12 protein-coding genes are annotated in these 12,782 nt (G+C 67.6%); 8 read left to right on the top strand and 4 right to left on the bottom strand.

Annotation, left to right across the window (positions count from 1 at the left end):
• From FFS25_RS08710 to FFS25_RS08695, 4 genes are all read right to left on the bottom strand, one after another.
• Positions 1-1,014: AMP-binding protein (locus FFS25_RS08710; RefSeq protein WP_137802605.1), on the bottom strand; the 1,014-nt coding region annotated here is incomplete at its 3' end.
• On the bottom strand, positions 1,011-1,622 hold the full coding sequence (locus FFS25_RS08705; protein WP_137802604.1) for a TetR/AcrR family transcriptional regulator: 612 nt from the start codon (positions 1,620-1,622) through the stop codon (positions 1,011-1,013). The genes FFS25_RS08705 and FFS25_RS08710, both read right to left, overlap by 4 nt.
• Positions 1,623-1,875: 253 nt before the next feature.
• A complete protein-coding gene (locus FFS25_RS08700; protein ID WP_137802603.1) occupies positions 1,876-3,054 on the bottom strand; it encodes an FAD-dependent oxidoreductase in 1,179 nt (392 codons plus the stop codon).
• Positions 3,051-3,695, bottom strand: coding sequence for a TetR/AcrR family transcriptional regulator (locus FFS25_RS08695; RefSeq protein ID WP_137802602.1), 645 nt, complete (start codon positions 3,693-3,695; stop codon positions 3,051-3,053). Before FFS25_RS08695 ends, FFS25_RS08700 begins: the two co-directional genes overlap by 4 nt.
• A gap of 163 nt (positions 3,696-3,858) precedes the next feature.
• Here FFS25_RS08695 and FFS25_RS08690 point away from each other — a divergent pair, with 163 nt between their 5' ends.
• The 8 genes from FFS25_RS08690 to FFS25_RS08655 all read left to right on the top strand — a co-directional run bounded on the left by FFS25_RS08690 (position 3,859) and on the right by FFS25_RS08655 (position 12,537).
• Complete coding sequence (locus FFS25_RS08690; protein WP_137802601.1) at positions 3,859-5,430, top strand: MFS transporter; 1,572 nt, start codon at positions 3,859-3,861, stop codon at positions 5,428-5,430.
• A 59-nt stretch (positions 5,431-5,489) separates the two neighbouring features.
• Positions 5,490-5,708 carry a heavy-metal-associated domain-containing protein gene (locus FFS25_RS08685; RefSeq protein ID WP_137802600.1) on the top strand — a complete coding sequence of 73 codons (219 nt, stop codon included), beginning with the start codon at positions 5,490-5,492 and terminating at the stop codon, positions 5,706-5,708.
• Position 5,709: 1 nt separating this feature from the next.
• Positions 5,710-6,672, top strand: coding sequence for a DUF8832 domain-containing protein (locus tag FFS25_RS08680; protein WP_137802599.1), 963 nt, complete (start codon positions 5,710-5,712; stop codon positions 6,670-6,672).
• Positions 6,662-8,986, top strand: coding sequence for a heavy metal translocating P-type ATPase (locus tag FFS25_RS08675; RefSeq protein ID WP_137802598.1), 2,325 nt, complete (start codon positions 6,662-6,664; stop codon positions 8,984-8,986). Before FFS25_RS08680 ends, FFS25_RS08675 begins: the two co-directional genes overlap by 11 nt.
• 42 nt (positions 8,987-9,028) lie before the next feature.
• Positions 9,029-9,301 (top strand): YHS domain-containing protein, encoded by a 273-nt coding sequence (locus FFS25_RS08670; protein WP_137802597.1) that lies wholly within the window; start codon positions 9,029-9,031, stop codon positions 9,299-9,301.
• 113 nt (positions 9,302-9,414) lie between these two features.
• Positions 9,415-9,999, top strand: coding sequence for a YdhK family protein (locus FFS25_RS08665; RefSeq protein WP_137802596.1), 585 nt, complete (start codon positions 9,415-9,417; stop codon positions 9,997-9,999).
• Positions 10,000-10,034: 35 nt separating this feature from the next.
• A complete protein-coding gene (locus FFS25_RS08660) occupies positions 10,035-12,182 on the top strand; it encodes a heavy metal translocating P-type ATPase (RefSeq protein ID WP_137802595.1) in 2,148 nt (715 codons plus the stop codon).
• 37 nt (positions 12,183-12,219) lie between these two features.
• Entirely contained in the window at positions 12,220-12,537 is a 318-nt protein-coding gene (locus tag FFS25_RS08655; RefSeq protein WP_137802594.1) for a metal-sensitive transcriptional regulator, read from the top strand.
• The last annotated feature ends 245 nt before the right edge of the window (positions 12,538-12,782 follow it).

Here is a 12,782-nt window from a genome sequence, read left to right as displayed (position 1 = left end):
AGATCGGGCACGTGCCTCCTGTCGAGTTCGAAGTAGTCCACGCGCAGCTGCCTGCTCGGGCGTTGGCATCAATTTCCAGATAGAAATCCCTCTACAAAACTCGGGGCTTGACAAGGTGATGCCGGTCTCGGTCAGGCCGTAGGCGTTGAGCACGCGGGCGTGCGGGTAGAGGGCCCGCGCGTCCTTGAGATCGCGGTTGGACACGGCCGCACCGCCGAGAATGAGCAGCCGGATCGATTGGTCGGCGACGTCGGCATCCGTGGAGTGTCCGACGACTTCGCGCCAGTAGCTGGGCGTGAGGTCCATGACCGTCACACCGGCCTGGCTGATCTTGTCGTGGAACTCTGAGGGCGCCCAAAGGGTCTCGGGCAGGACCAGTGTCGCGCCGGCGGCCAGGCTCACCCCGATCTGCTCGATCGAGGTGTCGAAAGTCGACGCCGCGAACTGCAACACGCGATCGGTGGCCGTGATCTCGTAGCGGGCCACGAGCTGGTCAAGCAGAGAAGCCAGGGCATCGTGGGAGGCGGCAATGCCCTTGGGGTGGCCGGTGGAGCCAGAGGTGAAGATCACATAGGCGATCTCCGACGCGTCGACGGTCGGTGACCCGGCTGAGGGCGCGTTTGTCACGGGGATGTGGGGCGTGATCGTGACAGTCTGCGTGTGAGTGGAGGCGGAGGGTTGCAGGGTGAGGGTGGCGACTGCGCCGGTGGCGTGACGGATCTCGTTGTGGCGTCGGGGTGGGTCGCGGTGATCGACGGGCAGGTAGACGAGGCCGGCTCGCCAGATCGCCAGCATGGCCACGATCTGCTCAGGCCCGCGTGGCAGGGCCACCATGACCGGCCTGTTGGTCGGCAGTGCGTATGCCGCGAGATCGTGTGCCAGCTCGGCAGACTGTGCAGCGAGCTGGGCATAGGTGAGTTCGGTATCGCCGCTGATCAGGGCGATGCCCCCAGGGCGAGTCTGCGCCATATGGTCAACACGGTCGCAGAGGTACGGGTGAGGGTTCGTCGTCATGACGCGTTCTCCTTCCGAGAGGTCGCGGGATCGCGAAGTAGCGCGAGGACAGTGCCGGTGATCAACGTCAGCACCTGCCCGTGGTGCAGTCGGTTGCGAGTCATCTCGGTTGCGGCACCGTGGAAGACGCGGTGGATGGCGGTGACCAGCCACCAGGCTGGGAGGTCGGTGCGGAACATGCCGGCTGTCTGACCGCGCTCGATCAGAGCGGTGATGCGCACTTCGAGGGTGTCGTGGAGTTCACGCAGACGTGCCGGGGTGAGCTCGTCGGAGGCAGCCAGCACGATGGAGCGCGACTGATCCATCAGATGCCAACTGAGACCGATCACGCATTCCAGGGCGCGGACCGGATCGGGATCATCAGCAACGGCGTCGAGGGGCTCTTGACCGTCAGCGATAACGCGGCCGACGGCAGCGTCGACGAGCGCTGTGCGTGATGGAAAGTGGCCGTAGATAGTGACTCTGCTGAGACCGGCTTCGCGGGCGATGCTGGTGATCGTCGCATCGGGTCTGATCCGCAGCTGCGAGATGGCCGCGTCGATGATGCGCTCAGCGTTTCTCGCCGCGTCCGAGCGGCGGTGTTCAGGTCTGGGTGTGGTGCGGGGCATCGTCTCCAACTTCGGTAGTCAAACACGTCTGTTTGACTTACGGTATCAGAAACACAAGCACCAGTGTATGAGTTCCGTTGCAACGGAGATCGTCAGTCAGGTTCTATGACGCCGCGAGAAGCCGCATTTCGCGGGCGCCGGCGGCGTGAGGCGAGGTACCTGTACTACCCCGCCCCTGCCCCGATCGATCCGGGAAAGGGCGGGGCTGAGGTTCGCCGACCTCACATGTCAACCCACTGCCCGAGGAGTGCGGTCAGTGTGGAAACGCCGCGGGTTGGTGTAGGCCCGGAAGGTGCTGACGCAGCGGGCCGTCGGCGTCGAGGCCCGTCAGGGCCACCGGAGTGTCGCCGAGGTCGTGCGCGATCAGGAATGGGTCGGTCGAGAGGGCGCGGGTGCTGGTACCCAAGGCCGGGTGTCCTGCTCCGGTCAGGGTTCGGCCGTGGATGCGCACCGAGAAGGTGGACGTGGGCAGATAGGGGCCGGGATCGTCGCCGAAGCCGAGATCGTGAAGCAACGCCTGGGCGGCATGCGCGCCTTGGGCGGTCGCGTCATCCCAGTGGTCGATGCGGTAGGAGCTGTGTCCGGGATAGTGGTGGATCGCCACTCCTCCGGCGGCGTAGATCCGTTGGTCTGGAGCGTGCAGGGAGCGGAGGCGGGCGTCGACCGGCATGCCCTCGGGCCCGGTCCATGGGGCCGGTGCGTTGGCGAGGGTGCCGTGGGCGATGATCGCGAGATCACCGTCGACCTGCGTACCGTCGTCGAGCGTGAGGCTGATGTGGTCAGCGTGAGTGCGGATCATGCGTACGTCACGCCCGAGGTATGCCGCATGCTGAGGCTGATGCAGTTCAAGGAGCTGTCTGGCGGCGGGCTCACCGATGGAACTGGCGCCCGGCATCCGTGAGCGGGCGATAAGGACGGAGTCGTGGCCGGCGTCGGTGAGCAGGGAGGCGGTCTCAGAGGCGATCAGTCCGCCGCCGAGGATGAGCACCCTCGCCGAGGTCGTCTGGGCGAGGCGATCGCGTACATGTGCTCCGTCGGCCATCGAGTGCAGTGTGGTCAGGCGGCCAGAGCGCAGGGCCTCGTCGCGGCCGATGATCTCCTCGCTCAGCAGACGAGGACGGCTGCCGGTGGCGATGATGAACGCGTCGAAGCTCCGGCGGTGTCCGGAGTCGAGCTGGAGTTGGCGCGTGCGGGGATCGAGGGCGCGCACCGTATCGGCCGTGAGGCGCGCACCGGTTTCCGGGAGAACGGCCTGGTGGGGCTCGAGCAGGCCGGCCACTACGCCTTTGTTGACCAGGGTCCGGTTGGTGGGTTGTTCATGCGTGCGGGTGAACAGTTCGAGATCGAGGTCGGCGTCTGCGGTGTGCAGGGCTCTCGCCGCGGCGTTGCCGGCTGCGCCGCCCCCAATGACTGCGACTCGTGCGCCCCTCATGCATCCCCCTCGTCATTTGCCGTGTGGGTGAAGGCTGGCAGCAGGATGGCGTCGATGAACCAGGGGGCGTCATCGGCGTCGAGGCGACCGGTTCGGACCTCCTCGGCGGCTCCGTTCATCACCACGTGGGTGGTGGTCAGTAGCCAGGACACGGGCAGATCGGCGCGGAACGCGCCTTCGCGCTGTCCGCGCAGGAGCAGGTCGCGCATGCGGGCCTCGGCGTCCTCGTGCATCTCGCGGATGCGCACGGCCGGCAGCTCCTTCTGCGCGGCGGCTAGCAGAGCCCGGGACTGATCGACCAGGACCCAGCTGGAGGCGACCAGACGCTGGAACGCCTCTGTCGGGTCGCCGTCGAGCGGAACCCCGGAGAGGACCTCCTCGCCGCGCTCGAGGCTGTCGACGAGGGCGGCTTCGATGAGTTCTGCCCGGTTCTGGAAGTGGCCGTAGAGGGTCATGCGGCCCACTCCAGCCTCGGCGGCGATATCGGCGACCGAGGCGTCAGGGTTCTTGCGGATCGCGGTGACGGTGGCCGCGAGGATCTTTGTCCGGTTGCGCTGGGCGTCGGCGCGCTGATTGGCCGCGCGGGTCGTCGTCGGGGCACGTCGGGTGCCTCGTGTTGCCTGTGTCTTCTGGGTCGGCATCGTCCACCTCACAACTCGTATGGGAATGTATGAGATAGTGTAGCTGTTACAACCCGTACACCGATGATTGAGTTACGGTGCCGTCGTCCCGACCGGGCGACTCAGACAGAGGAAGGAGCGGCACGGCCATGAGACCGACACACGCACGTACAGGGGGTGCGTCATGACTGACACGAGCACCCCGGCCCCCAAGGCGGGGGCGAAGCAGTGGTGGGGGCTCGCCGTCCTGGTGATTCCCTCGACGCTGCTGTTCATGATGCTCACGATTTTGTTCCTGGCCGCGCCGAACATGGCCGCGGACCTGAACCCGTCGAGCACGCAGCTGCTGTGGATTCTCGACATCTACGGCTTCGTGATGGCCGGGTTCCTCGTCGCGATGGGTGTGCTCGGCGACCGGGTGGGCAAGCGTCTGCTCATGGTCATCGGTGCGATCCTCTTCGCCGCCGTCTCCATCGCAGCATCGTTGACGACGATCCCGGAGCTGATGATCGTCTGGCGTGCCGTGCTCGGCCTGGCCGCGGCGATGATGGTGCCGGCGACCCTGGGGCTGATCTTCGTGCTCTTCGCTGACCCGAAGCAGCGCGGCGTGGCCATCGGCGTGTGGGCCGGTGGCATCTCGGCCGGCGTGGCGCTGGGACCGCTGCTGTCCGGCCTGTTGCTGGAGGGCTTCGGCTGGCAGGCGACGTTCCTTGTCGCCGTGCCGATCATGGCGCTCGTCGCGATCGGCGCCCCGATCCTGGTGCCCGAGCACAAGGACTCGACCGCGAGGATCGACCTGCTCAGTGCCCTGCTGCTGGTCGGCGGGCTGCTGGCGATCATCTACGGCATCAAGCGCTTCGCCGCCCAAGAGCCCATCGGACCCTCCATCGGGTTGCTCGTTGCGGGCGTGCTCATCGGCCTGTGGTTCGTCGTGCGGCAGCTGCGCGCCAAGACCCCGTTGCTGGATGTGCGGCTGTTCGCCAACCGCACCGTCTCCGGCGCATTGGCGGTGTTCCTGCTCTCGGCGGCGGCGCTGGGCGGGGTGTACTCGCTGTTCACGCAGTACCTTCAGCAGGTCCAGGGGCTCTCCCCTCTGCAGGCAGGCCTGTCGATCCTGCCGGCGGCCGCGGTGCTGATCGTCGTCTCGACGCTCTCCCCGGTGTTCGCCCGGAAGTTCCGGCCCGGCAACGTGATCGCGATCGGCCTGCTCACCCAGGTGATCGGCTACATCCTGTTCACCCAGCTCGACGCCGGCACCGGCCTGGCGCTGGTGATCGCGTCCTTCGTGATCACCTACCCCGGCGTCGCCCCCTCGATGGCGCTGACGACCGACCTCGTCGTGAGCTCCGTGCCGCCGGAGAAGGCCGGCGGCGCCTCCGGGCTCGCGACGACCGCGAACGACCTGGGCATCTCGCTCGGTGTCGCGGTGATCGGCAGCGTCGGCGTGGCCGCCTACCGCGGCAACATCGACGGAACCCTGCCCGAGGGCCTGCCGCCGGAGGCCGCCGCGGCCGCCTCGGACAGCATCGACGGCGCCCTCGTCTCCGCCGGCGAGCTCCCCGGAGCATTGGGCGGGCAACTCGTCGAAGCCGCGCAAGCGGCATTCACTGGCGGCCTGAACACCGCAGCGATCGTCTCCGCTGTCATCGCCGCCGTGGCCGCGATCATCGCCGCGACCCGGCTGCGCCACGTCCGCCCGACGGGAGAGGCCGCTCAGGAGGCAACCGCACCCGCTACGGACGAAGCCACCCATTGACCCATACCCCGATGGGGTATACGCTAAATAACTCGTACACCAGTGAAGGAGTTTCGATCATGAGCACGACGACCACGACCGAGTACCAGGTGACCGGGATGAGCTGCGGGCACTGCGAGACCGCGATCCGGTCCGAGGTCTCCGAGATCGCCGGAGTGACCGGCATCGACGTCAGCGCCCAGACCGGGCGTCTGGCCGTGACCAGCGAGCAGCCTCTCGACGATGCCGCGGTGATCGCCGCGGTCGACGAGGCCGGCTACGCCGCCGTCAGGAGCTGAGATGAAGGCTCCTGCACGGCTGGGCCTGTACGGGATGGGGCTGGTGGCCGTGTTCGCCGCATCTGGATTCACGGCGAACGCGGTCATCCCCGATCAGACCGTGCAGGCCTGGACACAAGAAACCGCAGAGAACACGCACCACGAGGAAGGAGACGCCATGAGCGACGACGGACACGCAGGCCACGACGCCGGTACCGCGTCGCTGGGCCTGGGCATCGCGCAGGACGGCTACGAACTCGATGCCGTCACCGCTCCCACCGAGATCGGCACCGACGGCGAGCTCTCGCTCACCGTCACCGGCCCCGATGGGGAGCCGGTCACGGACTTCGAGCTTGAGCACGAGAAAGAGCTGCACCTGATCGTCGTTCGCGCCGACGGGCAGCACTTCGCACACGTCCACCCCGAGATGAATGAGGACGGCACGTGGTCGATCCCGTGGCAGTGGGAGGAGGCCGGCTCGTATCGGGTCTTCGCCGACTTCGTGCCGGCCGAGACCGGAGAGGGCATCACCCTCTCGACCACGGTGCAGGTGCCCGGCGACTACCAGGCCGTCGCGGCAGAGCCCGTCGCTGAGACGACGGTCGACGGTTTCGATGTCGCGGTGGAAGGCGACCTCGTCGCCGGCTCGGGGTCCGAGCTGACGATGACCGTGACCCGTGACGGGGAACCGGTCACCGCGTTGGAGCCGTACCTGGGCGCGTTCGGCCATCTCGTCGCCCTGCGCGACGGGGACCTGGCCTACCTGCACGTCCACCCGCACGGCGACGCACCCGAAGCGGGCGAGACGTCGGGTCCGGAGATCGTGTTCGAGGCGACCGCACCGACCGAGAGCCGGTACCTGCTGTTCCTCGACTTCCAGGTCGACGGGCAGGTCCACACGGCCCCGCTGGTCATCGACACCACCGGCACCGGTTCGAGCACCGGTGACGGGCATGATGAGGAAGGAGCGGACCATGAGCACTGACCAGGCCCCCGGCATGAATGCTGCCGGGATCGATCTGCAGATCGGCGGCATGACCTGCGCCTCCTGTGCGAACCGGATCGAGAAGAAGCTCAACAAACTCGACGGCGTCACCGCGTCGGTGAACTACGCGACCGAGAAGGCCAGCGTCACCACCCCCGAAGGCTACGACCCGCAGCTGCTCATCGCGGAGGTCGAGAAGACCGGCTACACCGCCGAGCTACCGACCCCCAAGGGTGAGAAGCCCGCTGAAGGGGATGAGGGTGAGTCACGGGAGGACGCCGAGCTGCGCACGCTGCGCCAGCGGCTCATCGGCTCCGCGGTCCTCGCGGTCCCGGTCATCGCGATGGCGATGATCCCCGCCTTGCAGTTCGACTACTGGGGCTTCGCCTCCCTCGTCCTGGCCGCCCCCGTGGTGGTGTGGGCCGGGTGGCCCTTCCACAAGGCGGCGTGGATGAACCTCAAGCACGGCGCGGCGACGATGGACACGCTCATCTCCGTGGGCACCTCCGCGGCGATGATCTGGTCGATCATCGCGCTGTTCTTCGGCACCGCCGGCGACCGCGGGGTCGTCCACCCGTTCGAGTTCACGATCTCGCGCTCCGACGGGCTCGGGCACGTGTACCTGGAGGTCGCGGCCGGGGTGATCACCTTCATCCTGCTCGGCCGGTACTTTGAGAAGCGCTCCAAGCGCCGCGCCGGTGCCGCCCTGCGTGCCCTGCTGGAGCTCGGCGCGAAGGAGGTCTCCGTCCTGCGGGACGGGCAGGAGCAGCGCATCTCCATCGACGACCTGTCCGTGGGCGATGAGTTCGTTGTCCGGCCTGGCGAGAAGATCGCCACCGACGGCACCATCACCTCCGGCAACTCGGCGATCGACGCCTCGATGCTCACGGGTGAGTCCGTGCCCGTCGAGGTCTCCGAGGGCGATAGCGTCACCGGTGCGACCGTGAACGCTGGGGGTCGGCTCGTGGTCAAGGCCACGCGTGTGGGCTCGGATACCCAGCTGGCGCAGATGGCCAAGCTCGTCGAGGATGCGCAGTCGGGCAAGGCCGAGATCCAGCGCCTGGCCGACCGCGTCTCGGGGGTGTTCGTGCCCATCGCGATTGCGGTCGCGGTCGCCGCGCTCGGCGCCTGGATCGGGGCCGGGTTCCCGCTCAGCGCTGGGTTCACTGCCGCGGTCGCAGTGCTGATCATCGCCTGCCCGTGCGCCCTCGGTCTCGCCACTCCCACGGCCCTGCTTGTGGGCACGGGTCGCGGTGCGCAGATGGGCGTGCTCATCAAGGGCCCCGAAGTGCTGGAGTCCACGAAGAAGGTCGACACGATCGTGCTGGACAAGACCGGCACCGTCACCAGCGGCAAGATGACGCTGACCGACGTCATCACCGCAGACGGCACCTCCCGCGAGGAGCTGCTGCGTCTGGCCGGTGGACTGGAGGACTACTCCGAGCACCCGATCGCCCAGGCCATCGCCACCGGAGCGACCTCGGAGGTCGGCGAGCTGCACGCGCCGGAGTCGTTCGAGAACATCGAGGGCAAGGGTGTCCAGGGCGTCATCGACGGCCACGCGATCGTCGCCGGACGTGAGTCCCTGCTGGCGGACTGGTCGATCCACCTCGACGACGCTCTCCGCGCCGCGAAGCAGGAGGCCGAATCGCAGGGCAAGACCGCCATCGCCATCGGCTGGGATGGGCAGGCGCGTGGCGTGTTGGTCGTCTCCGATCAGATCAAGCCCACCAGTGCCGAGGCGATCAGCCAGTTCAAGGAACTGGGGCTCACCCCGGTGCTGCTGACCGGTGACAACCAGGCGGTGGCCGAGCAGGTCGCGGCCGAGGTCGGCATCGACCGGGTCATCGCTGAGGTCATGCCCAAGGACAAGGTCGACGTCGTCACCCGTCTCCAGGGTGAGGGCAAGGTCGTGGCGATGGTCGGTGACGGCGTCAACGACGCCCCCGCCCTCGCCCAGGCCGACCTCGGCCTGGCGATGGGCACGGGCACCGACGTCGCCATCGAGGCCGCCGACATCACCCTGGTCCGTGGGGACCTGCGGGCCGCGGCGGACGCGATCCGGCTCTCCCGGAAGACCTTGGGCACGATCAAGACGAACCTGTTCTGGGCCTTCGCCTACAACACCGCCGCGATCCCGCTGGCCGCCTTCGGGCTGCTCAACCCCATGCTCGCCGGCGCCGCCATGGCCCTGTCGTCCGTATTCGTCGTCTCGAACAGTCTGCGGCTGCGGACCTTCAAGGCCCGCGCGGACGACGCCTCCGATCCGGCTCCCGCCGGTCCGGCCCCGGCCCGCGAGCCGGTGGCTGCCTGAACCATCCATCCGTCATCACCCACCAGAAAGGAACTATTCACGATGACTGCACACGAGAACCTCAACCTCACCGACACCTCCGCCTCCGGGGGCAGCTGCTGCGGGGGCCACGCGCCCAGCGCGGAAGCGGTCGCGCAGACCCCGGCCTCGGAGATGACCGAGTGCCCGGTGATGGCCGGCACCCCGGTCGTCAAGGCCGATGCCGAGGCCGTGGGCCTCTACCGAGACCACAACGGTGAGCGGTACTGGTTCTGCTGCGCGGCCTGCGGACCGCTGTTCGATGCCGACCCCGACCGGTACGCGAACGCCGCGTAGCACCGGGCCCGTGGGGCATGGTTCCGCGCGTGCCGACCAGAATGGCGGCACGCGCGGAACCGCCGGCTTTCCCTGGGACCGACTGCGGTCCGCTCTCGTGAAAGGAGCCTGAGATGAACAGGCGTATGACCACGCTCGTCGCCGCCGGAATTGTCGGCGGCAGCCTCGCCTTGGCCGGTTGCGCCACTGGTGCCGAGGACGACACAGCCCCATCGGCGACGCAGACCGAAGACGCCCATGGCGGCCACGGCAGCCACGAAGACATGGAACATCCCGCCGACGGCGGACCCGTGCCCGCGGGCATGACCGAGGCGACCGACCCTGAGTACCCCGTCGGCACCGAGGTGACACTCACCGCCGATCACATGCACGGCATGGACGGTGCGACCGCGACAATCGTCGGTGCCTACGACACTTACACCTACTCGGTCGACTACACCCCCACTGATGGCGGAGAGCCGGTCACCGATCACAAGTGGGTCGTGCAGGAGGAGCTCGAGAATCCCGGCGATGAGCGCCTGCCCGACGGTGCCGAGGTGACTCTGCTGGCCGATCACATGGAAGGCATGGAGGGCGTCACCGCGACGATCGCGGGCTCGACCGACGAGACCGTCTACGTCGTCGACTACGAAGCCGACGGCATGACCATGACGAACCACAAGTGGGTCGTCGAAAGCGAGATGCAGCCCGCCTCCTGACGGAGCGAAACCGGGCGAGGAGGAACGGATCGCGCATGAACGACCAGCACACCCATCACGACACGACCGACGCGCACGCACCCACGGGTCACGAGGAGCACGGTGGGCACGACCATGCCGCACACGACGCGCATGCGAACCATGCGGGCCATGACGCCCACGCCGACCATGGGGGGCACGGTGGGCATGCGGGGCATGGTGACCACGTGGGCCAGTTCCGGCGGCTGTTCTGGATCATGCTCGTCCTCGCGGTCCCCGTTGTCGCGTTCAACGACATGTTCGCCCACCTCATCGGCTATCCGCTGCCCGATGCCGGGTGGGTGCGGTGGGTGTCGCCGATCCTGGGCACGATCATGTTCTTCTGGGGCGGGTGGCCGTTCCTGACCGGCGGTGTCGGCGAGATCCGCTCCCGCAAGCCGGGCATGATGCTGCTGATCGCCCTGGCGATCACCGTGGCGTTCCTCGCCTCGTGGGGCGCGAGCCTCGGTCTGCTCAGTCACGAGCTGAACTTCTGGTGGGAGCTGGCGCTGCTGGTAGTCATCATGCTGCTGGGCCACTGGATCGAGATGCGTTCCCTGGCCCAGACCACCTCCGCTTTGGACTCCCTGGCCGCGCTCCTGCCCGACGAGGCGGAGAAGGTCGACGGCGATGAGATCGTGAAGGTCTCACCCGCAGACCTCGCGGTCGGCGACGTCGTGGTCGTGCGGCCCGGCGCGTCCGTGCCTGCGGACGGGAAGATCGTGGACGGCTCGGCCTCGATGGATGAGTCGATGGTCACCGGCGAGTCCAAGACCGTTCGCCGCGAGACCGGCGATCACGTGGTCGCTGGCACCATCGCCACCGACTCAGGGCTGCGCGTCGAGGTCACCGCGACCGGCGAGGACACCGCACTGGCCGGCATCCAGAAGCTCGTCACCGACGCCCAGGCCTCCTCCTCCCGCGCCCAGCGCATCGCCGACACCGCCGCGGCCTGGCTGTTCTGGTTCGCCCTCGGCGCGGCCGTGATCACCGCGATCGTCTGGTCCCTCGTCGGTCTTCCCGACGACGCGGTCGTGCGGACCATCACCGTGCTCGTCATCGCCTGTCCTCACGCCCTGGGCCTCGCGATCCCGCTGGTGGTCTCCATCGCCACCGAGCGCGCCGCCCGCGGCGGCGTGCTCATCAAGGACCGCCTCGCACTGGAATCCATGCGCACCGTCGACGCCGTGCTGTTCGACAAGACCGGCACCCTGACCAAGGGCGAGCCCACCGTCACCGGCATCGAGCCCGCCGGCACTCCGAACGAAGACGAGGTCCTCGCCCTGGCTGCCGCGGCAGAGGCCGATAGCGAGCACCCGCTGGCCCGAGCGATCACTCGGGCCGCCCACGACCGCGGCTTGGATCTACCGCGAGCACGTGACTTCTCCTCCTCCCCGGCCGTAGGGGTCAAGGCGAGCGTTGAAGGCACGGTCATCGAAGTCGGCGGACCCCATCTCCTCGACCAGCACAACGTCAGTGAACTGCCCATCACCGAGCAGTGGCGGGAGGAAGGGGCGATCATTCTGCACGTCCTCGCCGACACCGAAGTCATCGGCGCGCTACGACTGGCAGATGAGATCCGCACTGAGTCTCGCGACGCCGTGGATGCGCTCCACGCCGCCGGTGCCCAGGTGGTTATGATCACCGGCGATGCGCACGCCGTCGCCGACACGGTCGCCAAAGAGCTCGGCATCGACCGCGTCTTCGCAGGGGTGCGCCCCGAGGACAAGGCAGCCAAGGTCGCGGAGCTCCAGGACGAGGGGCGGAAGGTCGCGATGGTCGGCGACGGCGTCAACGATGCCCCGGCCCTAGCGCAGGCCGACGTCGGGATCGCGATCGGCGCCGGCACAGACGTCGCGATCGGCTCGGCCGGGGTCATCCTGGCTTCCTCCGATCCGCGTTCGGTGCTGTCGGTGATCGAGCTGTCGCGGGCGACGTTCCGGAAGATGAAGCAGAACCTGTGGTGGGCCGCCGGCTACAACTTGCTCTCCGTGCCGCTCGCGGCGGGCATCCTCGCACCGGTCGGCTTCGTGCTGCCGATGAGCATCGGCGCGATTCTCATGTCCGCCTCGACCGTCGTCGTCGCGCTCAACGCGCAGCTGCTGCGCCGCCTCGACCTGGATCCGGAACAGACCACTGCTCGCATACTTGACCGCTCCACCTGATTTGATCCGTCTCTATCACCACGGAAGGACAGCAACGATGACCACGCTCATCCCGCCGACTCGCCCCCCGGGAGCCGGCCACGGCTACATCAGCGACAAAGACCGCTATTTGGCTCGCCTTAAGCGCATTGAGGGCCAGGCCCGCGGTATCCACCGTATGATCCATGAGGACACCTACTGCATCGACATCCTCACCCAGATCAGCGCCGTAAACGCAGCCCTTGAGAACGTGGCATTGGGCCTGCTTGACGATCACTTGAAGCACTGCGTCGTCGGTGCGATCAACGACGGACAGGAAGCCGACGCCAAGCTCAAAGAGGCTTCCGCCGCTATCGCGAGACTGGTGAAATCCTAAGGAGATGCCATGCGTATCGCAACACGTGCCATTCACACTCTTATCCGTCACGGAAAGATGGAAATGACCCTGCAGCGCTGTTGCTCAGTAGTCCGCTGGACGTTCAAGATCAGCACACACTGACCGGTCATCACCGGTTCACGCTCATCCGAGCTGTACCCCTACGATGCAAGGCGCCCACCAAATCTGTCTGGAGGACGACAGTGCCCCGTACCTCGCCTCCGGTAGCTTCGATCCCGGAGGCG

Source organism: Kocuria sp. 2SI, assembly GCF_005502825.1.
In the GTDB taxonomy this organism is placed as follows: Bacteria; Actinomycetota; Actinomycetes; order Actinomycetales; family Micrococcaceae; genus Kocuria; species Kocuria palustris.
The sequence above is the reverse complement of the archived record's forward strand: the minus strand, read 5'-3'. Positions and strand labels throughout refer to the sequence as shown.

Excerpts from the sequence above, each read along its gene's own strand:
- FFS25_RS08705 (WP_137802604.1), bottom strand. The coding sequence starts at position 1,622 with ATGCCCCGCACCACACCCAGACCTGAACACCGCCGCTCGGACGCGGCG.
- FFS25_RS08700 (WP_137802603.1), bottom strand. The coding sequence starts at position 3,054 with ATGAGGGGCGCACGAGTCGCAGTCATTGGGGGCGGCGCAGCCGGCAAC.
- FFS25_RS08695 (WP_137802602.1), bottom strand. The coding sequence starts at position 3,695 with ATGCCGACCCAGAAGACACAGGCAACACGAGGCACCCGACGTGCCCCG.
- FFS25_RS08690 (WP_137802601.1), top strand. The coding sequence starts at position 3,859 with ATGACTGACACGAGCACCCCGGCCCCCAAGGCGGGGGCGAAGCAGTGG.
- FFS25_RS08685 (WP_137802600.1), top strand. The coding sequence starts at position 5,490 with ATGAGCACGACGACCACGACCGAGTACCAGGTGACCGGGATGAGCTGC.
- FFS25_RS08680 (WP_137802599.1), top strand. The coding sequence starts at position 5,710 with ATGAAGGCTCCTGCACGGCTGGGCCTGTACGGGATGGGGCTGGTGGCC.
- FFS25_RS08675 (WP_137802598.1), top strand. The coding sequence starts at position 6,662 with ATGAGCACTGACCAGGCCCCCGGCATGAATGCTGCCGGGATCGATCTG.
- FFS25_RS08670 (WP_137802597.1), top strand. The coding sequence starts at position 9,029 with ATGACTGCACACGAGAACCTCAACCTCACCGACACCTCCGCCTCCGGG.
- FFS25_RS08665 (WP_137802596.1), top strand. The coding sequence starts at position 9,415 with ATGAACAGGCGTATGACCACGCTCGTCGCCGCCGGAATTGTCGGCGGC.
- FFS25_RS08660 (WP_137802595.1), top strand. The coding sequence starts at position 10,035 with ATGAACGACCAGCACACCCATCACGACACGACCGACGCGCACGCACCC.
- FFS25_RS08655 (WP_137802594.1), top strand. The coding sequence starts at position 12,220 with ATGACCACGCTCATCCCGCCGACTCGCCCCCCGGGAGCCGGCCACGGC.